Raw genomic sequence first — 23,497 nt, 5'->3', positions numbered from 1 at the left:
TGTTATGAAAAAGATATTAAAACTAGCCTTAACCGATTTTAAAATCATTTTTAGAGACCCTTCCTTAAGACCTTTTTTGGGGTTGCCGCTTGTTCTGTTTGCTTTGATAATATGGGGAGTGCCATATTTGGTAAGTCAATATTCTTTTTTAGAGCCTTACTTGCCATTGTTTTTGGTGGTGGCGGTAATAGAAAATACCCAAGCTTTTTGCTTTATAAGTTCCATGGTTTTAATAGACGAAAAGGAAACTGATGTTGCCAAGGTTTATGGTGTAGTGCCTTTGTCAAGGTTGGAGTACTTATTATCACGTTTCATTATCCCTTTCTTTTTTACAGTTTTTCTAAATGTGCTTTTGTTTAGCTTACAGCCATTCTTTGACATTAGTATTGGAGCTAATATTTCTATCTCGTTTTTAGCCGCTTTGGTAGTGCCTGTATATGTGCTGACTATAAATGCAATAGTGCAAAATAGATTGGAAGGCATGGTTTATATCAAAGCATTAAATATGTTGGTATTAGTGCCAATCGCCGCTTTTTTTGTTCCTGAAAGTTTCAAGCACTTTTTCGGGGTTTTACCAACGCATTGGATTTTTCAAAGCATTGAAAATGCAAGCAAGGGAGATTCTACTAGTCTATTTGTGGCTGTAGGTTTTGTGTTCTTTGGCCTGCTTTTATGGTTTGTCTCAAAAGTATTTGTCCGAAAGCATTTTATTTGACTCCGCTGTCAAAAAAGAAATCCCACCCAGAGGGCAGGATTTCAATAAGTCAAAAGTCTCTACGCTAACAGTTTCAAAGAATTACATGTAATTCTCCACCTCTTTGTCTTCCACATTAAAAGGTTGGCTGTAGAGGCGTTTTCCTGTAGCTGCTGCTATGGCATTGGAGATGGCTCCGCCAGTAGGAGGGAGAGCAGGTTCTCCAAGTCCAGTTGGTGATTTGCCATTATCCACAAAATACGCTTCTACTTCCGGAATTTCATTCATTCTGATAAGACGGTAGGTATCATAATTTTTCTGGTCAGGTTCTCCTTTAGTAAAGCTTAATTTACCATACATCGCATGGCCTATTCCGTCTATTACTGCACCATAAATCTGGTTTTGAGCACCAGACTGATTGATAACAATACCACAATCTGTTACAGCGTACACTTTAGTAAGAGCTGGCTTTCCTTTCACTTTCTTCATTTCGGCCACTTGTGCTACATAAGAGTTGTGCGAGAAATACACACTGAAACCTTGGGACACACCTTTTTTCTTACCCCATTGAGATTTTTCGGCGGCTAATTCTATGGCTGCTTTAAACCTTTCAGGTTCGTAATTTACTTTTCCTACAGGGGCTTTCATTACTTTATCTAGCAATTCAAGGCGGAATTTTACAGGGTCTTTACCCATGGTGTGAGCTACTTCGTCAATAAAAGATTGCTCGGCATAAGCCAAGAAATTAGTGATAGGTGCTCTCCACGGGCCTGTGGTAATAGGCGATTTATAATTGACAGATTCTATCAATAAATTGTCAATAGCACCAGCAGGGAAATTATCTTGACGCGTACAGTTTCCTGCATTCATACCTACTCCCTTTAAAGCAAAGGCTGTGATTTGACCATTTTTAACGGCAGCCTTGAATCTATACCTAACTGCGGGTCTGTAATAACCGCCCGTGATATCATCTTCTTTAGTCCAGGTAACTTTCACCGGCATTTTTATAATGCTAGAAAGTTGAGCAGCTTCCACAGCGTAGCCGTCATCAAGTCTACGACCAAAACCACCACCCATTTTGGTGAGTTCCAAACTTATTTTGTCTTGAGGAATGTCTAGTAGTTTTGAAATAGAGCCCACCGCTCTGCCTGGCGTTTGTGTAGGGCCGGCTAATTCTACCGTGCCATCAGCTTTTACATTGGCGTAAAAATTCATAGGTTCCATGGGGCTGTGCGATAAGAAAGGACATTGATATTCTCTTTCTATCACTTTATCAGCTGCCGCAAAAGCAGCTTCTGGGTCACCATCTCTACGCATTTCGGTACCGCTTTTTGGGTCGTTTAGCTGCGATTTGAAAATGTTGTTATGGTCTTTAGAGCTTTCTAGGTCACCATCTTTTTCATAAACAATATCCACTTTTTTACGGGCCTGCATTATCTCCCAAGTGCTTTTACCTACTATGGCCACATTGTTATCAAATGAAACTACGTCAATTATCCCTGGCATTTTTAGGGCTTCCCTAGCGTCAAACGATTTGAGTTTCATACCAAAAGCCTTTGGTCGCTGAATTTGAGCATTGACCATACCTTCTTTTTTGAAATCAATACCAAAAAGTGGTTTACCTACCAGTAAGTTTTTATTATCTACACCAGCATGCCAGCCACCTATTTGCTTATAGTCTTTGGCATCTCTTAAAACTACATCAGCAGGTGGAGTTAATTTGGCAGCATCTTCTACCAGTTCGCCGTAGCTTATTTTTTTGCCATTGGCAGAAATTACTTGACCGTTTTCTGTTTTCAATGTGCTAACTGCCACGCCCCATTTATTGGCGGCAGCTTCTTTTAATAGTTCTCTGGCTGTGGCACCGGCAGTTCTTAACCTATCCCATGAGTGCCTTATAGCACCACTTCCACCAGTTAATTGTCTTTCAAATTTATCAGAGAAATTAGCTTGTACCACATCAACAGTTTTAAAGTCGACATCAAGCTCTTCAGCCACAATTACCGGAAATGCCGTTTTTATTCCTTGCCCAATTTCAGGATTAGGTGAGTAAATAGTGATTTTCCCATTTGGAGCTATGCTCAGAAAAGAGTTGAACTCATGACTAATGGCCGACGGATTTACTAACTCTGCGGCTACAGCTTTATTTATAGAATGGAAACCTATTACCAAGCCACCTGTAAGTACAGATGCTGATTTAAGGAAACCTCTTCTTGTATGTTTATTATTCATTTTTGTTTCAGTTTTGAGGGAGAGAGTTTTTTGTCGGATGTCTGGTGTTGTATTAAAAGGCTTCTAAACATCAATCATCTGACATTGCTTGTCCCATTTTTTCTCCTGCTAATTTTACCGCTTTTTTAATTCTGTGATAAGTACCGCATCGGCATATATGAGCCGACATAGTCGCTTCAATTTCCTCTTCGCTCGGCTTTTTATTATCTCTTAAAAGAGCCGAGGCAGTCATCATTTGTCCTGCTTGGCAGTAGCCGCACTGTGGTACGTCTAACTCATTCCAAGCTTCTTGCACAGGATGGTCTCCGTTTTCTGAAAGTCCTTCTATGGTAGTTATTTCTGCATTTGCTACATCTGATATTGGCATTACGCAAGAGCGTATTGGGTTGCCATCCATATGTACTGTGCAGGCACCGCACTGGGCTATTCCGCAGCCGTATTTAGTACCAACCAAGTCGGCGTGCTCACGCAAATACCAGAGCAAGGGCGTAGTCGGGTCAATGTTTGTTTGATAGTCTTGACCGTTAATTTTTAGTTTAATTTCTGCCATAAGAAATTTATAAGGTTGAATGATTATACAATTTAAGGTTTTTATTCAATTTCTAATCGGTTCAATAGACCAAATAGGTGTTTGTAAGATTGCAGCAAACAGATTTTTTTTTGATATCCCTTAAAGTAACCTTTTAGCGTCTTTTGTAAAGAAACGCTTTTCCATTTCGAATACTTAATAGAAAAGAAATAGACGGCATCTGATTTTGTATTATTTGTTATATTTTGCGTTTGTTTTTGAAGTTTACTTAAAAACAAAAGTTAAGTATTAATGTAAGTAGGAAAGGATATGTATTTCAGTCCACCTGATTTTTAAAAATTGAAATAAAAAATAAAAGAGTACAGAATGAAGAATGTTTTTAAAATCGCCTTTTTGCTAAGTTTAGCGGTTATGAGTAGTCAGAATACCATAGGGCAGGAGCCAATAGAATGGGCAGAAAAAATGGCTATCTCGGAGATGCAAAGGAACCCTGAGGCATGGATGTTAGATTTTTCTACAAGGCCTCGTTGGAATTACTGCCACGGTTTGGTGCTTCTTTCAATGCAGCAACTGGAAAAAGCTACAGGAAATAAGGAACTAAAAAAATATATCAGCGATTATACCGATTTGATGATTTCTGATGATGGCGTAATTAGTGACTATAATGCTGAAAAGTATAACATTGATGCTGTCAATACAGGTAAAATTCTTTTTGAACTGTATAAGGAAACAGGAGAAGAGAAATTTGCGATAGCTCTAAAAACATTGCGTGAGCAAATGAGGAATCATCCTAAAATTGCAGAGGGTGGTTTTTGGCATAAAAAGGTTTATCCGCATCAGATGTGGCTAGATGGCTTATATATGGCATCTCCATTTTTAGCTCAATATGCCTCAGAATTTAATGAGCCTGCATTATTTGACGAAGTTACTTTACAAATCAAGCTGATAGAGAAGTATAATAAAAATCCAGAAAACGGACTTTATCACCACGGATGGGATGAAAGCAGAGAGCAACGATGGGCAAATAAAACCACCGGAAAATCGGCTCATGTATGGGGACGTGGCTTAGGTTGGTATGCCATGACGTTGGTTGATGTGTTAGATTACCTTCCTGAGGAGCACCCAGACCATAAGCTTGTAGTGAGTATTGTTCAAGAACTGGCGGAGACTTTGGTGACTTATCAAGATGAAGAAAAAGGGCTTTGGTATCAAGTAATGGATGTGACCGATAGAGATGATAATTACTTAGAATCTACGGGAAGTACCATGTTTGTTTACTTTTTGAAAAAAGCATTAAACAAAGGTTATATATCAGAAGATTATGAGGCTGTCGCTCAAAAAGCCTATGAAGGCATTTTTGATGAATTTATTCGTGAAAATGAGAATGGCAATATTGATATCATTAAAGGCTGTGCGGGAGCAGGCCTTGGAGGGAAACCATATAGAGATGGTACTTATGAATACTATATTGAAGAAAGAATTAGAGCCAACGACCCAAAGGCAGTTGGTCCATTCATTATGTTGAGCTTAGAGTTTCAAAATTAAGTAGGTAAAACCAACAGAGACCGGTCTAAATAAGACGGTCTCCGTTGGTTAATTATCACGATTTTCGAAATTCTCTTGGTCTTTTATTTTAACTCTTCTCACTACCAAGTATATAAATACAGCAAGGGCTATAGTGATGAGTACTGATTCCATGTCGTTCATATTATTTAAATTTTACGGCCGTACCATAGGCCAATATTTCTGAGGCACCTTGCATAACCATGGATGATGCCAAACGTATATTCACTATCGCATCTGCACCCAGGCGTTGAGCATCTTGCTCCATTCTTTGCATGGCTTGTTCCCGAGCGTGAGCCTGAAGTTTGGTGTATTCTTCTATCTCACCACCTATAATGTTTTTAAGGCCAGCAAAAATGTCTCGGCCAATGTTTCTTGCTCTAACGGTACTGCCCCTAGCTACGCCCAAAATTTGAGCTATTTCTTGGTTAGGAACTGTTTCTGTAGTTGTTAATATCATGTCTATCTTGTTTGATTATGAATACAATTTACCTTAAAAACAGCTACTTGTCCACTAGAATCGGACGAGTGATTCGCTAATTATTTTAAATGGTATTGGGGGCTTTTAATTGGTAAGAGGCTGTTTACCTTTTATTTTCAGAGTATGAATTAGCCAAAAGTGGGATCATTTTGTCTCATTAGACTTTCATAGGACAGTTAAAGACAGGGAATCATTTATTTTCGTTGAAATTATAATTCCTAAAATGAATAAAGCTTTTTCAGTAAGCATTGCCGTTTTACTATTTGTATGCTCTTTTTCAGCAACATCTCAAACGTTTCACACACTTACAGGAACTGTTATAGATTCTGTAACCAACGAACCTTTGTCTTTTGCTTCTATTAAACTGGAAAAAGAAGGTAAATTAATTACAGGCGTTCAGAGCACAGATGATGGAGGTTTTAAAATAGAAACTTCTACCAACGAGGTTTATATTATCAAGATAGAGTACGTGGGCTATGCCCCAAAATCTGTTGAAATTAATACTACAGAAAATAATTTTAATTTAGGAGCTTTAGCCTTAGCTCCACTTAGTCAGCTTTTAGAAACGCTTATAGTCACGGGTATAAAACCTAATATGGTTACTACCCTGGAGAAGCAGGTTTTTGACTCTGAACAATTTGAGGTGGCAAAAGGGGGCACAGCTTCTGATTTGATAAAAAATATCCCTTCTGTCATGATTAATGTGGAAGGTGAAATTTCCGTAAGGGGCTCAAAGGGCTTTGTGATTATGGTGAACGGAAAGCCGAGTGCTTTGGACCAAGCCACTATTTTATCGCAAATTCCGGCAAATACCATTCAAAAAGTGGAGATTATCTCTGTGCCTTCTGCTAGGTATGAAGCAGACGGGAAGGCAGGGATATTAAACATTGTCACTAAAAAGGGAGCGATGGATGGTTTGAGCCTATTCACAAATGTGCAATACGGTTTGCCAAGAATAAAAGCTTATTTCAATGAAACAGAACCTCAAAGGCATGGTGTAGATGCTACATTGAGCTACAGGAAAGAGAAGTTAGAACTGAATGTTGGTCTTAATTATCTTCAAAACGACATAGCAGGCAGGAGAGAGGGCGATGTTTTTACCATTCTGAATGGCGTAAAAACCATTTTCCCAAGCGAAGGCGAAAGAAGTTTTATTAGGAAGAGTTATGGCCTAAGGGCAAATGCAACGTATAACCTAAATGTCAATAATGAACTTACGGCGGGCGTATATTTAGGAAGCCGTGAACAGTATAGAACGGCGAACATAGTTTATAATAATACAAAGGAGAACGCTACTTCTGGCGAGCCAATTAGTGCTTTTTCTTATTATAATGGAAACCAAGTATTGAAGGCTGGAGATTTTCAGGTTTATAATTTAGATTATTTACACAAGTTTGAAGACCGCTCGTCAATAAGTCTTTCTGGTTTGTTAGAGAATGCTCAACTCGATGGGAATACCCAAAACAGGAATTTAAATCCTCTAGACTATTCTGATACACTTCAATATACTTTTAATACAGGTCAAAATCCTTTAAATGCTTTACGCCTAAAAGTAGATTATGAGAAACCAATTAAGGTAGGTGTTCTTGCTTTTGGGTATCAATACAGGCTTCAAAATCAAGACGGCGTTTTTAGGTATTTGGAACGAAGTGGAAACAACCTTCCATTTGTTCAGAATGACCTTTTCAGTGCCGATATCAGGGTGGAAAATAGAATTCACGGCCTTTATGGGATGTACAGTGCCAAATTTGACAAACTAGAGTTTAGCTCTGGATTACGATACGAAAAGTCGGACAGGGTTTTTAAAGATGGAAAGTCTGACGATTTTCACCTTGACTTGTCAAACCTCTTTCCATCGGCGAATGTTATGTACAGTCTAGGCAATGCGTGGAGGTTGAAAGCCGGCTATAGCAGAAGGGTGCAGCGTTCCACCAATAACGAGCTGAATCCATATCCAGAAAGAGAGCATTCTGAAACATTGGAGCAAGGCGACCCTAGAATTAAACCCGAGTTTATAGGCATTACGGAGGTGGGAATTAGTAAAGATGCCCAAAAGCTTTCTGTTTACCTGAATCTTTATCATCAGTATATTACGGATATTGTTAATAGGGTAAACAGCGTTTATAACGACACTATTCTGAACAGAATTTATACCAATGCTGGTGTGGCAAATTTAGTGGGATCGGAGTTAGGGCTGACTTGGGCGGCTTCTAAGAAGTTAAAATGGTTTGTGGGAGGAAATGTGTACCGATTAAATATAGACGGAATGCTTTTTGAAAATGCCGTAAATGTAGCTAGCAGAGGTTGGGTTTATTCTTTAAACTCAAATCTGTCTTATAAAATAACACCGAGCTTAAGTTCTCAATTTAACTTTTCTTATATGTCTGCCAGAAATACGGCACAGGGTCAAGACTCTCGTTTTTATCAGCCGAATCTTTCTATTAAGAAAAGTTTTATGAATAATAAGATGACTGTTGGTGCTCAGTGGCAAAACATGGCTTTTGGGAATATGGGAGTGAATGAACAACGAATCACGACTTCTGGAGCTAACTTTTTTACTACTACTAATTATATTCAGGAAACGAATATTGTTCTGCTAAACTTAAGTTTCAATTTTAATCAGCGAGATACTAAGGTCAAATTACCTTCAAGTGAATTTGGCGAGAAAGAGTTTTAAATAGAACTCTTTGGGGTAATAGGTTAAGCTAAATTTCAATGTTACCACCAACGGGCAAACCACTCGGTACTTTAACAGGTATTTCTTTGTCAAAATTGGAGTCGTTTAGGGTGTTTAAAAATGAAATTATAGGAGCCATATCTTTCACTTTTAATTTCAATTCGTTTACCAGTGTGTCCATTTGGGCATGGCCTACTTTTTCATGTTTTTCTTTACCGTCGGCTATGTCTTCGTAAAACTCTAGCACTTCTTTTAAATTACTGAAGCTGCCATTATGCATGTAAGGAGCTGTAAATCTTAGGTTTCTTAAGGTGGGAGTACGGAAGGCATAAGTACTGTCAATCCCCGAATCAAATGCTGTCAATTTCTCATTTGCAGGAACTCCCAGTGTATGAGCTTTGAAGTCTGAAAACATAGCTCCATTATGACAGTTTCCGCAGCCTACTTTTTTAAACGTATCAAAGCCGTCTTTTTCAGAAAGTGAAATAGCATTATGGTCGCCTCGCATGTATTGGTCAAACCTAGATTCTGTGGCTATTAGCGTTCTTTCAAAGGCTGCAATGGCCTTTCCAATGTTTTCTTCTGTGATAGGCTCAGTTTCGTCAAAAGTCTCTTTAAAGAGCAAAGTGTATTCGGGGATGTTTTTCAGCCGTGTAACTATTTCTTTAAGAATTCCTTCCTCTGAAAAATGGTCGCCTCGCATCTCTTCATACGTTTTAATAGGCAGTAAGGCTTGCTCTTCTAAGCTGTTTGACCGTAAATCCCAGAACATAGGGGCATCTTCTGGCGAGTAGTAATTTTTAGTGTTAATGCCGTTGAAGGCTGTGTTTAGTATGGTATGGGCATTCCGTTTGACAAAAGGTATATTGTTTGGTTGTTTGAAAACTCGTTTGCTGCCAAAACCTTTTCCGTTTACGCCTATTGACAAATCTCTAAATTCGGCATAGCCATTATCGGGGTGGTGGCAGGTAGCACAAGCCACGTCTTTATCACCAGATAAGATTGGATCATAAAAAAGGAGTTTGCCCAGAGCTACTTTTTTGGGAGTGGTGGTATTGTTTTTCGAGTCCTTAACTTTGTTTGGCAGAGCCGCAAAAACATTAAGATTATTTAGTAATTCCTGCTTTTGTAGCTTCTTTTCTTTGATAGCTTGCTCTTCCGAATTACTACTAGAGCATTGCGAAAAGAGTAGCAGGCTTAGAAACAATAAAAGGGCATTTTTTACAATCACAAGAAAGAACCATCGTGGGCTTTTTTAATCAAAAGCAATATACTGTTTCTAAGTTTAAATTTGAATAAAGGCAGTATTGAGTATGTAGAAAAAGGTTTAATGTTATCTGAAAAAAAAGAAAGCCCATCCAAATAAATTTGAATGAGCTTTTCTGTGTTTATGTCAAAGACAAATACTATCTGCCAAATTCCAGTGACTTAACTCCGAAAAGTGGTTTGCCGTTGGTATCCTTATTTTTAAATACTACGTAGAGGTCATTAATTCCTCTGGTACGTTTCAGTTTTACCGTTATAGGTGCTGTGTTTGTGGCTCCTACGGTGGCTTTTCCTATTAATGTACCATCTGTAACACCAATTCTAAATTCGGCTACTCCGCCAGCTGTTTGGCCTGCCATACCTAATGCCAGTAGTTTGACTGTAGAAATTCCAGTAAGGTCTAAACTGTTGTACTTTATCCAAGTGTTATCTCCTGTAGCTACTACTACCTCACCTATGTCTGGCACATCAAAACCCATGGTGCCTTTAGAGTCGTCAAATTTGTTAGCCTCAATCAATGGACTTCTTAGAGCCAAAGTATTGGAACCGCTTTGAGAACCTATGATGTCTCCACCTTTATCCAAGTAGGTTGCTTGAATTAAGTATGCACCAGCTTTCTTGTCCTTATGTGCCGATGCTGTATAAACTCCTTTTGCTGGTAAAGATGCCTTTTGGTCGTTAACAGAGAGTATATATCTCACCATTGCTTCAGCATCAGCTTTAGCAAGAGATGGGTGAGGTGCCATGGCTGTTTCACCCCAAACGCCAGAACCACCAGAAATTATCTTCTCTGTTAATTTGGTGATGTTGGTGTTATTAGAAGGATACTTTGAAGCTATGCTTTTATAGTTTGGTCCTATAGATTTTTGGTCTAAAGTATGACAAGCCATACAGTCGGCATCTGCTATTAACCTTCTCCCGGTTGCGTTAGCTACATTTTGTTGGTGACCTATCGCAATCGCGTTTTTGTCATAACCTTCTAGGTAATCAATGCTCACTACCACGTCTTGGCTCTTGATGCCTTTGCCAATGGTACCATCTTCTACATCGTTTACTTTTACATTATAGCTGATAGGGGCGTTACCCAAATAGAAACTCTGGTTTCCTTTTACAGAGATATTGACATCAGGTATTTCATTACCCACTTTGATAATTACGCTTTCTTTGGCAGAGCTACCTAAGGCATCTGTTACAGTCAAAGTAGCTACATACTCACCAGGTGTTTTGAAAATTACCGTAGGGTTTTGCTCAGTGCTGTTATCTGCACCTCCAGCAAAATTCCATGCGTAGCTTAAATCATCACCATCATAATCAATAGTGCCGTCCGTACTAAAAGTTGTTGCCAAAGGAGCTTTTCCGGTTGCTTTATCTGCAGCTATTTTGACCGAAGGAGGCCTGTTACCTGCATTGTAGTCAATTCTAGTTAAAGTAGCTTCTTCGTTTTGAGCCGACCATTTTGGGCCATACTCTAACAAATACATGACGCCATCTTTGCTAAATGTCATGTCCATAGGATGATTAAAATGAGTGCTCGGCATAAATGGCTCCATACTGCTGTATTTTCCATCTTTATCAAGTGTCACCACCATAATCCAGTCTCTAATCCACTCGTATAAAAACAGTTTGTCGTCATAGTAAGACGGAAACATACTTTCGTTTTCTCTAAAATCTTCTGAATGATACACAGGCCCTGCCATAGGGTTACAGCCACCTTTTCCAAAAAGAGGGTAGTCCTCTGACGCTCCATAACCATAATACATCCAAGGCTCTCTAGCTGGAGGTAAGTTTTTAAGTCCAGTATTATGAGGCGAATCATTTACAGGTTTTAAAACATCATAAGGTTCTCCAGAAACTTTCGTTTCAAAGTTATACTTATTGTAAGCTCTGTTATTTCCTACTACAATAGGCCATCCAAAAAAGCCAGGTTCTGTAGTTTGGTTAAACTCCACCAAGCCTTCCGTACCTCTGCCTTCTACTGTTTTTCCTGCATCAGGCCCTACATCACCCCAGTATAAACGGTCAGTCTTTTTATCAACAGATATTCTGTAAGGGTTTCTACAGCCCATTACAAAAATTTCAGGTCTGGTGTTTGGTATCCCTTCAGGGTAAAGGTTGCCTTGAGGAATGGTGTAAGAACCATCTTTTGTAGGCTTAATCCTTAGTATTTTTCCACGCAAGTCGTTCGTATTTCCAGATGTACTAAGTGCATCCCAACCTTGTCTTCCATCTCTAAAGTCAATAGGAGCAAAACCATCAGATGCAAAAGGATTAGTGTCGTCACCTGTAGAAAGGTAAAGGTTTCCTTTAGAATCCCAGTCAATAGAGCCACCAGTGTGGCAGCAATTATCTCCTTTTATTTTCACTTTTAACATGACTTTTTCTGAAGCCATGTCTAGTTCATCTTTTTCTTGGTCGTACGTGAATCTAGAAAGGTATTGCTCATTATGAGCGTCGGTATTTGGGGTATAATAAATATAAACCCAGTTGTTTCTTCTGAAATTTGGGTCTAAGCCTACACCCATTAAGCCGTATTCATAGGTACTAAATACATCTAAGCTATTGGCCGTTTTGAATTCCTCTTTTTCAGGAAGCCAAACCTTTACATCTCCTCTTCTTTCTACTAAAATCACTTTACCATTTGGCATAGCGGCTAGTTCGGTAGGTTCGTTGAGATTACTGGCTAAAACAGTTTTTACAAACCTATTTTCCTCTGGTGCCTTTAAAGAGTGTGATTTTGAATAATCTAGCTTATCTGCCAAAACGGATTTCAAACCCTCTAACATATGCTTTTGCATAGGTTCCTCGGTTTCAAAAGTAGAAAACACGTGGCCGTAATTAGTATAAAAAGACTTACCACCGTCAAACTCATGATACCAAGACATTGGGTGCCAGTCGCCGTTTGTACCTTGCTCGTAAGAGTTCTCGTCTACTGTTATAAGTACCTTTATTAAATCATTTTGAAGTGATTTGAAGCTGTAAAACTCATCTTCTCTTTCAAAAGTTTTTGGCAAATGCTTTGTGGCTGGGTGACTGTTATCTTCCACTGTCATTTTTCCGTTTTGAACATTAGAGACCGAACCTCCTGGATGAGATTCAAAGTAACCACCTACTAGTTTATTATACCATGGCCATTCGTACTCGGTATCTGTAGCCGAGTGAATTCCCATAAATCCGCCACCAGCTTGAATATATCTTTCAAATTCTGCTTGCTGACGATGGTCTAAGATGTTTCCTGTAGTATTTAAGAAAACCACGGCAGAAAACTGCTTAAGGTTATCTTCGTTCATGTCTTCCGCATTTTCTGAGAAAGTCATGTCAAGGTTTTCTTCTTTGCCTATTTTGGCAAAAAATGCTTTTCCTGGCTCTATAGACTTATGTCGCCAGCCTTTTGTTTTAGAAAAAACGAGTACTTTTTTATTTTGAGCCATGCCAATGGAGAGCATGGTACACAGTAAAACAGGCAACAAGAGAAGTTGCTTCATGTTTATTTTCATAGGTAATAATAGGTTGTTTACAGTAATGCTTGCAAAAATAAGCATTGTAGTGGCTTAAAGCGTGCTTTTACTCCCAAACAATTGTGTCAGGATGGTCATACCAGGTTTGAAATTGATTGTCAAATTTCTTTTCAATCACAATTCGTTTGATTTTTAGAGTAGGTGTAAGACAATTGTTCTCTTCACTCCATGCTTCAGATAGCACCACCACTTTTCTTATTTTTTCGTAAGACTTTAGCTTAGGATTGAGTTCTTCTAAGTTTTTTGCCAAAGCGGCTGTTACTACCTCCTTATTTTCTTGTAAACCAATTGGCGATAAATTTACCAATGCTATAGGCTGGGGGAGTAGTTGACCCACCACGCATATTTGCTCTATAATTTCATTATCTGCAAAACCAAGCTCTATTTGAGCAGGAGCTACATATTCACCTTTAGAGGTTTTATACATTTCTTTTACTCGCCCGGTGATTTTCAGGAAACCTTCAGCATCCAGCTCTCCCACATCGCCAGTATGTATGAAGCCTTCTTGATCTATGGTGTCGTCGGTCATTTTTGGCTCTTTAAAATAGCCGTACATGTTCCATGGGGAGCGAGTAAGAATTTCGCCATTATCTGGGTCAATTTTCACTTCCATATTGGGGAATACTTTTCCTACGCTTCCGTCCTTAATGTTGTCAATAGGCATCATACACACGGCCCCTAGGTTTTCACTCATACCATATACTTCCTGTATGGTTATGTCTAAGCGTCTAAACCATTTTATAAGCGTGATAGGCATGGGAGCAGCTCCTGTAAGAATAAGTACGGCATCTGAAAGGCCAAGTCCAGTCGTGATTTTCTTTTTTATAATGTTTTTGACCACTGGGATTTTCAGAAGAACGTTGAGGTTTTTCTGGGGCATTTTAGCCAAAATACCTAATTGGAACTTGGTCCATATTCTAGGAACCGCCAAAAAATGAGTTGGGGAGGCCACTCTTAAGTTTTCGGCAAAAGTGGCTAAAGATTCTGCAAAGTAAACGGTTCCTCCAGAGAAGATACTTCCAGCTTCTACTACATTTCTTTCCGCTATGTGAGAGAGTGGTAAATATGAAAAGAAACGACACTCGTCAATGTTGAGTTTTGTTAAATGCCTAGTGTTATAAATTCCTTCAGACATGCTTCTGTAGGCCATCATGACGCCTTTTGGGTTACCTGTGGTGCCTGAAGTGTATATGATAGTGAAAATATCGTCTAGGTCAGGATAGAAATTTACTTCTAAAGGGTCATTGGTTTTAAGAATATCATTCCACTGTAAATGAGCTTTGTCTGGATTATATACAGGGAAAGAAATACATGTGATTCCCTCTGGAATGCCTGGTTTTAGGTCTTGGTATTTGTCAATTTTTCCTACAAACAGTATTTGACAGCCGCTATGTGTTATCACATGGTTAATTTGGTCGCCTGTAAGGGTAGGGTAAAAAGGAACTGAAATATGACCAGCCATCATAATAGCAAGGTCTGCCAGAATCCATTCGGCACAGTTTTTTGACACCAAACCTATGTTACTTTTCTCAGGAAGTTTCTGAGATTTAAGAAAATTTGCCATCCGCCTAATTTGGTCAGCTGCTTCTGCCCATGTGAGGTCTCTATAAGTATCTCCAAAAGGTTGTTTTAGGTATACTTCGTTTGGCTTAGTTTTTTCCCAGTGGTAAAGGTAATCTAGGAAGGTTTTTTTATTAGAAATCTCCATTTCAATAGGGTTAAGTAGGCGTCTGAGAATTAAAGATAAGTATTATTTAGTGAAGATATATTGCTCTTAAATCTAGCATTTTTGAAAATTGAAAGCTTGCTGTTTTCTTTTTCATAATAAAGCCACCAAATTTACAGCATGCAGAATATGCCATTGGCCGAAAGGCTACGCCCGAAAAATCTTGACGAATATATAGGTCAAGAACACATTCTTGGAAAAGGAAAACCTTTAAGGAAATCTTTAGAGGCTAATCTAGTGCCTTCTATGATACTTTGGGGGCCTCCTGGCGTGGGGAAAACCACACTTTCTTTGATGCTTGCTGAGCTTACTAAGCGACAGTTTTTTTCGCTTTCTGCTATTAGTTCTGGGGTGAAAGACTTGAGAGAGATTTTGAAAAAGCCTTCAGGTTTGTTTCCTCCCATTTTATTTATTGATGAGATTCACCGTTTTAATAAATCGCAGCAAGACACCCTGCTAGGTGCAGTAGAAAAAGGGAAGGTGACCTTGATAGGAGCTACTACCGAGAATCCCTCTTTTGAGGTGAATTCGGCTTTATTATCAAGGTGTCAGGTGTACATTTTAGAAGCCTTCGGTCAAAAGGAACTTAATGCCATACTGGAAAGAGCTTTAAAAGAAGACGCTCAGCTGAGAGAGAAAAATATAAAAGTAGAAACCACAGATTCTCTTTTTAGAATCTCGGGAGGGGATGGTAGAAAACTCCTTAATTTGTTAGAGATGGTGGTGAATTCTCAGTTTGGTAATCCTGAAGTGATTATTAGCGATGAGTTGGTAGAGGAGGTAGTACAGAAAAATATGGCTCGCTATGACAAATCTGGCGAGCAACATTATGATATTATATCGGCATTTATAAAGTCAATGCGTGGCTCAGACCCAAACGCAGCATTGTATTGGTTGGCCAGAATGCTGGTAGCAGGAGAAGACCCTATTTTTATAGCGAGGAGAATGCTAATATTGGCTTCGGAAGATATTGGCAATGCAAACCCAACGGCCGTAATTATGGCAAATGCCTGCATGGATGCCGTGAAGAAAATTGGCTATCCAGAAGGTAGAATAATCTTGTCTCAAACGGTGGTTTATTTAGCTACTTCGCCAAAATCTAATGCTTCTTATATGGCCATAGATGCAGCTTTAGCTCTGGCAGAAAGAACTTCACATTTGCCAGTGCCCATTGATTTAAGAAATGCACCTACCAAACTAATGAAGGAAATAGGCTATGGTAAGTCTTATAAATACTCGCATAACTACGACGGGAATTTTGCTCCGCAAAACTTTATGCCTGATGACTTAAAAGGTCAAAAATTATACGAGCCAGGTAATAACCCAAGAGAAAACGACATTAGAAGAAACCTCAAAAACTGGTGGAATGACTGGTATGAATACTAAAAAAGCCCCTTTAAGGGGCTTTTTTAGTACTAAAGAGAATGATTCTCTATTTAGTAAGAGTGACGGTAAAGTCAAGTCTTGCATAGCTTTTAATAGTGGCGTCAATTAAAGTGCTAGTTAGGAAATCAAAAGAGTTTACTTGATCATTATATGCATCTAAAAGGTCGTTAATGTCTGAACTTAGTATTAGGCTATTTGAGCCACTTGATGTATGAAAATATAGGATAACTTCTTTCTTTAGAGATGACTCAATAAGTTTCAAATCTAATCTTCCATTATTGTATGTATAGGTATTACTTACAGTGCCATTTGGGTTTAATGCAAGTTCACCTATTCCAAATTCAGCATTGCTAGTGTATGTACCATCTGAATTAAACTCTATAAAAAGATTGTCTTTAGCTAAGTCAAAAGTAGAATTAGTATTGTCTCCTTGAGATTCAAAATTGGATTCGGCACTAGTTATGTTCCATTTTCCTGTAACTTCCACCTGAGCTTGAACCTCTTCATTGTCATCTTTACTACAAGAGATAAAAACACTCGTAACTAGAATTAATAGGGAAAATTTAAATAATCTGTTTTTCATGTGATGTGTATGTTTTAATCAATTTAGATTTTAACGTATAAAAGCCCTTATTTATTTATGATGAGCTATTTACAGAGCTTGCAACCTAGTTTTATAAGCTTATCTTTTAGATTTGCTCTTCTATGATGTAGTCGTTTTTATTAATGTTTTGCTTCACAAATAACTCACCCAGAAAGCCCGCTAGGAAAAACTGAGTACCAATAATGATAGCCACCAATGCTAAGAAGAAAAGGGGGTTGTCGGTTACGTTTCTGTAAGGAAGTCCTTTCCAGAGGTAATAGAGTTTCTCAAAAATTAAAGAAAGCGTAATTATAGTACCCAAAACAAAGCCAAATACACCAAAAGCACCAAAGAAGTGCATTGGCCTACGTCCAAACTTATTGACAAACGTGATGCTAATAAGGTCAAGGAAGCCATTGATAAAACGGTCAATTCCAAATTTGGTATGGCCATATTTTCTGGCTTGATGCTGTACTACTTGTTCGCCAATTTTCCCAAAACCATTCCATTTGGCTATTACGGGGATGTAGCGGTGCATTTCACCGTATATTTTTATGTTTTTAACTACCCTTTTATCGTAAGCTTTTAAGCCGCAGTTAAAGTCGTTTAGTTTTACGCCTGATATTTTTCTAGCTGCCCAGTTAAATATTTTGCTCGGTAGGTTTTTAGATAAAACAGGGTCGTGTCTTTTCTTTTTCCAGCCAGATACTAAATCGTAGCCTTCTTCTTTTATTTTTCTAAAAAGCTCGGGTATTTCTTCTGGATTGTCCTGTAAATCGGCATCCATAGTGATAATGACATCACCTTTAACCACTTTAAAGCCAGTGTCTAATGCTGCAGTTTTACCGTAGTTTCTAGTAAACTTAATGCCGTGAACTCTTTCGTTTTTCTTGTGCAAATCTTGAATTACTTGCCAAGAATCGTCTGTGCTGCCATCGTCTATAAATAGGATTTCGTAAGAAAGACCAGCTTTTTCTAGCGTTCGGTCAATCCAATCATGAAGTTCAGGCAAAGATTCATCCTCATTAAGAAGAGGAATCAGAACGCTGATTTGCGGTTTAAGCATGGCAGGAAAGCATTTTTTTGTTAGACAAATTTAAAAAATAATGTAGTAATCTTTCAGGAGAGCCTCAAAATCATCCGAATAAGTTTGATTATCAGCTTCTTTTATATAAAGATCTTCCAGAGTGCACGTAAGTTCTTTCTTAGAAAACTGTGCCATTTCTCTAAAAACTTTCGATTCTTTTTGATGTCTTACTTGAAGCTTTTTATTCACTGTAAAACCAAATGAAAGCATAAAGTTTTCCATCTGAATCATTTCAGGAGGAGGTAGCATGATGGATGCTTTACCTTCAGATTTCAGTTTGAGACTAATTTGCTCTGCCAGTTCTTCCAATGTTAAAGTCCCTTGATGTTTGGCTTTGTTTTTCTTGGCATCCGGAGAGTTTAAGGCATCCAGATAAAATGGAGGATTGACAATGATTAGGTCGTAATTGCTTTTTGAGAAAGACTTTACGTCTTCGTGGTAAAGACTAATTTGAGAGCTTTGTTTGAAGTTTTCTGTGGCTTGGCCGTAGGCGTCTTTATCTATTTCTACAGCATCTATTTGAATGCTTTCATCTTTTTGAGCCAGCATTAGGCTTAGTAGCCCAGTTCCTGTACCTATGTCTAAAACCTTTTCATTTTCTGAAACATTTACCCAAGCACCAAAAATGCAGCTGTCAATGCAAACCTTCATGGCACATTGGTCTTGCTGAATGGTAAACTGCTTAAATTTAAACATTACTTTCTTCCAAAATCTGCAGGGTTTTCGCCCCAGTTTTTAGTGTCCCATTTAAGAATAGGATTGGTATAGGTATTGTTTTTGAGCCATTCTTCCGCTCTTTCCGTCAGTTCTTTGAGTTCGGCATTCACGTCAGTCCATTCTATTTTAGTATTGGCTTTTTTCTTTCTAACCCAAGCCATGGCTGTTCTAGAATCTGTGTAAATAGGTAGATTGACTTCATGTTTTTTTAGCAAAGCTAAAGCATGCACTATGGCCAAGAATTCACCAATATTGTTTGTGCCGTCTCTGAATGGCCCTTTTTTGAAAAGAAGTTTACCGTTTCTGAAATCAAAACCTTGATATTCCATGTCACCACTTTTGGTGTTCCATGCAGCATCCACCACCACGCTGGCTTTAGTAGGAGGGCTGGCGTTTGGGTTTATACTGGCTTTCTTTTTGCCGCCCTTGGTAATTACCTGCGAGTATCTTTTTGAAAAGGCATCTTTAGCTTCACTCTCAGATTCAAAGGACTTGTATTGAGCACCTTGGAAACCATCAATTTGCTTTTTACAGGCATCCCAAGTAAGGTATATACCTCTTTTGTGTCCTTTCCAGACTACATAAAATTTCTTCTTTTTTGCCATCTATAAGGTTTAGGCTTCTACTTCCGAAGACGCAGTAAATAGCTGGTCAAAAGATGTTTGTAAATCGGATTCGTTGATTTTTTTGACGTCAAAATTGACATCGCCTGCGTATAGCACACGAATTGGAGCGGTTTTGTCAATCAAGGACTTAACAAAAGCATGCTTAGGAGAACCAATGGCTTGCCCAAACTCTTCAATATTCGCTTTAAACATTAAAGGCATTGGTATCAAATAGTAATTGCCATTTTTGGCTGCACAAATGCATGTTGGATTATAATCCTCAGAGGCACTTAGCTCATTGTATTTTTGCTGAGCAAAAACATAATCTTCCTCGGTTTCACCAAAAAGAACAGCGGCTTTCTTTCTTTTTAAACCTTTGGCAGTTGCCATATTTTGGTCAATTACCTTAAGAAGCTCTCTGAACTTAAAGGTTCTTTTTCCTTCGCTAATTCGCTGTACTACCGACTGTCTTATCAGATAGTTTATGGCATGTGTTATATTTAAGCCTATCTCTGCCATTTGTTTGAAAATAAGGCTACTAGGAGACATGCCTGGTAGCGTGTTTGGGTCATGGAAAACCACTCTGTCATCCTCGGTAAGGAACCCATCAATTCTACAAACCACGTTTTGACCTAAGTCGGCAAAAGCCTTTTTGCCCTGCTCTTCTATCTTTTTAAGATTGTCAAAATGTGTATCAATCGGAATACGTTTTTTAGTAACGTTAGATTGATATTTTGATTTAAAGTCAAAGCTTTCTATATCGCCATAAATTTCTGTTGGCGGCAGTGTAAATATATTGAAGTCTTCATCTTGGATAATACCCATTGAAAACTCCTGGCCAGTTATAAACTCTTCTATTAGTACGAAGTCTTCCGAATTATTAGAAGAAAGAATCGCGTTTTCGTTTTCTTTTAAATATGCATTTAATGCTTTAAGTAGGTCGGCTGGGTGGTTTATCTGTTCGTTGTTTAAAACTACAGGAAAACCAATACCTTCATCCAGATTAAGCATTCTTTCTAGAATGTTTTTCTTTTGACGGGTAGTAAGTTTTGTCCAGTCTTTTTGTGCAATGATGGTGTCAAAAAAGCATTGGTTCATTCTCTTTGAGAACTCTTCCATACTTCTCTTTTTTACTATACCTACTCCTATGGATGAACCCTGGTGCGGAGCTTTCACTACCAATGGGAAACCCATAGTTTTGGTGAGCTCACTAAATAGGGCAGATTTGTCTGCAGCTTCCCATTCTTTACGACTTATAACACGAGTTTTTTTCTGTTGACCATTTGATTTGGCCAAAAGAGCATTTTGAAAAGCTTTATTGATGCCAATGGCAGAACCTAAAATACTAGGGCCTACGTAAGGAATTCCGTACCATTCAAAAAGGCCTTGGATATTTCCATCTTCGGCATAAGGGCCATGCATCACAGGGAAAGCAATGTCTATTCGCTCAGATAGTTTTTCTATTTTTATCTGTTTTCCTATTTTATAAATGAGCTTATAAAGTTGAGTTTCATTAAGTTCTCCCAAAGCTTCAATGTATAAACGGTAACCGTTATTGAGGTTTTTTGAGGGATAAAAATCTTTGATTGATTCTGCGTAGATGAGTTCTGGCTTAATTTCAATGAAATTTCCAATGCTATCTACAAAAATAAGAAGTGGTTCGTAAAGGCTTTTGTCAAGGTGTTCGTAAGCAGTTTTTCCACCTTTAAATGAAATCTCTCTTTCTCTGGAAGGCCCACCGAAGAAAATGCCAACTTTAAGTTTAGTACTCATTTCGACGTAAAATTATATAAGGAAACACGTTTGATATGCAAGGTAAATAAAAAAGCTACTCACCAAGGCAAGTAGCTTAATAAAAATACGTTATATTTTTTCTTACTCCGCTGGAGTAAGATTAAGTGCTTCTACTTTCTTGATTTCTGGAACGGCTTTTAAAATAGCTTCTTCCAGGCCAGCTTTAAATGTCATGGTAGACATGGGACATGTGCCACATGCACCTAACAGCTCCAGTTTAACGGTGCCATCTTCAGTGATTTCTACTACGTTTACATTTCCGCCATCAGCTTCTAAATACGGTCTTACCGAATCTAATGCTGACTCCACACGCTCTTTTAAAGAACTCATTTTCTGAAATTTTATTTGTACAAAAATACTTTAGAAGTGAAGAATATCCTAATATAAATCACTCTTAGACCTATGCAACTTGAACACGTTCAGTTGCTGGCTGAGCTGCATTTCTTATAGCCAACTGCTGTGCTAAATTTTCAGCAGCTTCTTTAAACGCATCAGCACTAATACTATTTTCATCCATCATGATAGGTCGGCCTTCATCCCCACCTTCTCTTATGCTCTGCACTATTGGAATCTCTCCTAATAAAGGCACTGCGAATTTCTTAGCCAATTCTTTACCACCATCTTTGCCGAAAATGTAATACTTGTTATCTGGCAATTCTTCTGGTGTAAAGTAGGCCATGTTTTCAATAATCCCCAAGATAGGAACATTGATTTGTGGCTGCTTAAACATGGCTAAACCTTTGGTAGCATCTGCTAAAGCCACTTTTTGCGGCGTAGTTACCACCACTGCACCTGTAACAGGAACAGTTTGAACTAAAGAAAGATGTATATCACTGGTTCCTGGAGGAAGGTCAATTAATAAATAATCTAATTCACCCCAATCTACATCACCTAAAAACTGTCTCAGTGCTTGGCTGGCCATAGGACCTCTCCAAACCACGGCGTTATCTTTAGGTGTTAAAAAGCCAATCGAAATCATTTTGATACCAAACTGATTCACAGGGTGAATCATGTTTTTGCCATCTTTTTGAGTTATCAATGGCTGTACATCTTCGGCTCCAAACATTAATGGAATAGAAGGTCCAAAAATATCTGCATCAATTATCCCAACTTTAGCTCCTGAGTTTTTAAGAGCAATAGCAAGATTAGCCGTTACAGTAGATTTCCCTACGCCACCTTTTCCAGAAGAAATAGCTATAATGTTTTTTACTCCAGGTAACTGCGGAGAATTGTTTCTAATAGAGGTTACTTCTGCAGACATGTGAATGTCTACCGTAATGTCTTTGCCAAGGTGCTCATGAAGGGCGTCCATGCATCGCTGACGAATTACCTCTTTTAAAGGACAAGCTGGTGTGGTGAGTACAACCGTGAATTTGATGTCAGACCCATTTACCACCACATCCTTAATCATATTAAGGGTTACAAGATCTTTCTTTAAGTCAGGTTCTTCTACATGACTTAAAGCCGCTAAAACATTTTCTTCCTTAATCACAAATACTCTTTTAAGATTTTAAACATAACTTACCATCCGAACAGCCGTAGCATCGGGAAAGTTTTGCAAAACTAGAAAATGTACTAAATATTAGATAAGCTGAGCCTTTACTATTTCCATTTCTTGGTCCACATTTACAGAATTACTCAATTCTTCTAAGCGTGATACCAAGTTTTTGAGGAATTTTTGGTGGCCATCAGAGTCAGAATGAAAGGGTTTGTGTTTTAATTGACTCTGAATTTTTTGCCAACGGTCAATGAATTCATTGAGTTGAGATGAAAAGGCTGTTTTTCTGAAATGCTCTAACACATATTTTTGACCAGTTTCATTCACATGAATCATGTCATCAGCATAGTATCTATAATCTCTAAGGTCGTCTAAAAGAATCTCGTAGGCAGGGAAATAATAAGTGTCTTTAAAGTCTTGGGTAAAATAATGGGAGGCTAGCCTTAGCGTACTTTTACTAAGATTATTTCCTTGAAGAGTATCTTTAGTATGTCTAACTGGACTTACAGTAAAGACTATTTTAATTTTTGGGTTGAGTTGTTTTAACTTTTCATAAAGTTGAGTAAAACGAATCCCGATTTCCTTATTTGTGAGCATTTCCTTCTTAAATAGCTCCGAATCTTTCTTATGACAGTTTGATACTACATAAGCATTTTGTTTGAGCCGATAGGCGTAGGCAGTGCCCATAGTTATGAAGAGGTAGTCCGCTTTTTTTAAGAAGTTTCTTACCTTTTGATACCGTAAATTTAACTCACTTTCTAGCTCTTTTTTGTTAGAACCAAATAGCTTAGAATGGAAATCGTAATGGTACCAAATGCCATTATTTTCGGTGAAATAACTAGACTTAACTGGGTACTGATTAATGCTTTGTGTTAAAAGCCTAAAGATGGAGACAGGGTTGAAAACCACCCCAAAAGGGTTATGGAGGCATTCTATTTTATTGTCAACTAGATAGTTGCCAATATTGTCGGAAAAACAAGAACCTATGGTCAGTATTTTTGAATTCCGTTCTACCTTAAACGGAAATTCCGAAAGTTCAATTTCGGTTCGAAAATTCATGAAACAAGCTACTTTTAGGGTATGAGATACGGGGTTCTACCTTAAAATTAGCTTGTTTCTTTTATTTAAACAAGTATATGCTACG

Annotated in this window: 18 protein-coding genes and 1 pseudogene; 4 read left to right on the top strand and 15 right to left on the bottom strand. The window is 38.2% G+C overall.

Annotation, left to right across the window (positions count from 1 at the left end):
• Positions 1-4: 4 nt before the first annotated feature.
• The gene (locus AC0L6O_RS16490; RefSeq protein WP_473303890.1) at positions 5-715 is read left to right on the top strand and encodes a hypothetical protein; all 711 of its coding nucleotides are present in this window, start codon (positions 5-7) and stop codon (positions 713-715) included.
• Positions 716-796: 81 nt separating this feature from the next.
• Here the strand turns inward: AC0L6O_RS16490 and AC0L6O_RS16485 are convergent, their stop codons facing one another.
• Complete coding sequence (locus tag AC0L6O_RS16485; RefSeq protein ID WP_473303888.1) at positions 797-2,926, bottom strand: xanthine dehydrogenase family protein molybdopterin-binding subunit; 2,130 nt, start codon at positions 2,924-2,926, stop codon at positions 797-799.
• Between the two features lie 70 nt (positions 2,927-2,996).
• The gene (locus AC0L6O_RS16480) at positions 2,997-3,476 is read right to left on the bottom strand and encodes a (2Fe-2S)-binding protein (RefSeq protein WP_473303887.1); all 480 of its coding nucleotides are present in this window, start codon (positions 3,474-3,476) and stop codon (positions 2,997-2,999) included.
• Positions 3,477-3,821: 345 nt separating this feature from the next.
• Here AC0L6O_RS16480 and AC0L6O_RS16475 point away from each other — a divergent pair, with 345 nt between their 5' ends.
• A complete protein-coding gene (locus tag AC0L6O_RS16475) occupies positions 3,822-5,000 on the top strand; it encodes a glycoside hydrolase family 88/105 protein (protein ID WP_473303886.1) in 1,179 nt (392 codons plus the stop codon).
• Positions 5,001-5,163: 163 nt separating this feature from the next.
• Here AC0L6O_RS16475 and AC0L6O_RS16470 read toward each other — a convergent pair whose 3' ends face one another.
• Positions 5,164-5,478 (bottom strand): YbjQ family protein, encoded by a 315-nt coding sequence (locus AC0L6O_RS16470; RefSeq protein ID WP_473303884.1) that lies wholly within the window; start codon positions 5,476-5,478, stop codon positions 5,164-5,166.
• A 244-nt stretch (positions 5,479-5,722) separates the two neighbouring features.
• On the opposite strand from AC0L6O_RS16470, the gene AC0L6O_RS16465 reads away from it, so the two are divergent.
• On the top strand, positions 5,723-8,176 hold the full coding sequence (locus AC0L6O_RS16465; protein WP_473303883.1) for a TonB-dependent receptor: 2,454 nt from the start codon (positions 5,723-5,725) through the stop codon (positions 8,174-8,176).
• A 28-nt stretch (positions 8,177-8,204) separates the two neighbouring features.
• Here the strand turns inward: AC0L6O_RS16465 and AC0L6O_RS16460 are convergent, their stop codons facing one another.
• The 3 genes from AC0L6O_RS16460 to AC0L6O_RS16450 all read right to left on the bottom strand — a co-directional run bounded on the left by AC0L6O_RS16460 (position 8,205) and on the right by AC0L6O_RS16450 (position 14,665).
• Complete coding sequence (locus tag AC0L6O_RS16460) at positions 8,205-9,383, bottom strand: cytochrome-c peroxidase (protein ID WP_473303882.1); 1,179 nt, start codon at positions 9,381-9,383, stop codon at positions 8,205-8,207.
• A gap of 199 nt (positions 9,384-9,582) precedes the next feature.
• Positions 9,583-12,924, bottom strand: coding sequence for a ThuA domain-containing protein (locus tag AC0L6O_RS16455; RefSeq protein ID WP_473303880.1), 3,342 nt, complete (start codon positions 12,922-12,924; stop codon positions 9,583-9,585).
• 79 nt (positions 12,925-13,003) lie between these two features.
• A complete protein-coding gene (locus tag AC0L6O_RS16450) occupies positions 13,004-14,665 on the bottom strand; it encodes an AMP-binding protein (protein WP_473303879.1) in 1,662 nt (553 codons plus the stop codon).
• A gap of 138 nt (positions 14,666-14,803) precedes the next feature.
• On the opposite strand from AC0L6O_RS16450, the gene AC0L6O_RS16445 reads away from it, so the two are divergent.
• On the top strand, positions 14,804-16,069 hold the full coding sequence (locus AC0L6O_RS16445) for a replication-associated recombination protein A (RefSeq protein WP_473303878.1): 1,266 nt from the start codon (positions 14,804-14,806) through the stop codon (positions 16,067-16,069).
• Between the two features lie 46 nt (positions 16,070-16,115).
• Here the strand turns inward: AC0L6O_RS16445 and AC0L6O_RS16440 are convergent, their stop codons facing one another.
• From AC0L6O_RS16440 to AC0L6O_RS16400, 9 genes and pseudogenes are all read right to left on the bottom strand, one after another.
• A complete protein-coding gene (locus AC0L6O_RS16440) occupies positions 16,116-16,652 on the bottom strand; it encodes a hypothetical protein (protein WP_473303876.1) in 537 nt (178 codons plus the stop codon).
• A gap of 106 nt (positions 16,653-16,758) precedes the next feature.
• Positions 16,759-17,718 (bottom strand): glycosyltransferase family 2 protein, encoded by a 960-nt coding sequence (locus tag AC0L6O_RS16435; RefSeq protein WP_473303875.1) that lies wholly within the window; start codon positions 17,716-17,718, stop codon positions 16,759-16,761.
• 30 nt (positions 17,719-17,748) lie between these two features.
• Positions 17,749-18,435 carry a tRNA1(Val) (adenine(37)-N6)-methyltransferase gene (locus AC0L6O_RS16430; RefSeq protein ID WP_473303873.1) on the bottom strand — a complete coding sequence of 229 codons (687 nt, stop codon included), beginning with the start codon at positions 18,433-18,435 and terminating at the stop codon, positions 17,749-17,751.
• Complete coding sequence (locus tag AC0L6O_RS16425; RefSeq protein ID WP_473303871.1) at positions 18,435-19,061, bottom strand: ribonuclease H1 domain-containing protein; 627 nt, start codon at positions 19,059-19,061, stop codon at positions 18,435-18,437. The genes AC0L6O_RS16430 and AC0L6O_RS16425 overlap by 1 nt, the downstream gene beginning before the upstream one ends.
• Positions 19,062-19,070: 9 nt before the next feature.
• Positions 19,071-20,357: a D-alanine--D-alanine ligase family protein gene (locus AC0L6O_RS16420; protein ID WP_473308541.1), complete on the bottom strand. Its 1,287-nt coding sequence runs from the start codon at positions 20,355-20,357 to the stop codon at positions 19,071-19,073.
• A 32-nt stretch (positions 20,358-20,389) separates the two neighbouring features.
• Positions 20,390-20,834: pseudogene (locus tag AC0L6O_RS16415) on the bottom strand (D-alanine--D-alanine ligase); the annotation flags it as partial.
• A 102-nt stretch (positions 20,835-20,936) separates the two neighbouring features.
• Complete coding sequence (locus AC0L6O_RS16410) at positions 20,937-21,185, bottom strand: NifU family protein (RefSeq protein WP_473303869.1); 249 nt, start codon at positions 21,183-21,185, stop codon at positions 20,937-20,939.
• A 70-nt stretch (positions 21,186-21,255) separates the two neighbouring features.
• Positions 21,256-22,347, bottom strand: a complete 1,092-nt coding sequence (locus AC0L6O_RS16405) for an Mrp/NBP35 family ATP-binding protein (RefSeq protein WP_473303867.1) — start codon at positions 22,345-22,347, stop codon at positions 21,256-21,258.
• Between the two features lie 90 nt (positions 22,348-22,437).
• A complete protein-coding gene (locus AC0L6O_RS16400) occupies positions 22,438-23,412 on the bottom strand; it encodes a GSCFA domain-containing protein (protein ID WP_473303865.1) in 975 nt (324 codons plus the stop codon).
• Between the last annotated feature and the right edge of the window lie 85 nt (positions 23,413-23,497).

The sequence above is a fragment of the Arcticibacterium sp. GJ41-1 genome, assembly GCF_055808875.1.
The sequence above is the reverse complement of the archived record's forward strand: the minus strand, read 5'-3'. Positions and strand labels throughout refer to the sequence as shown.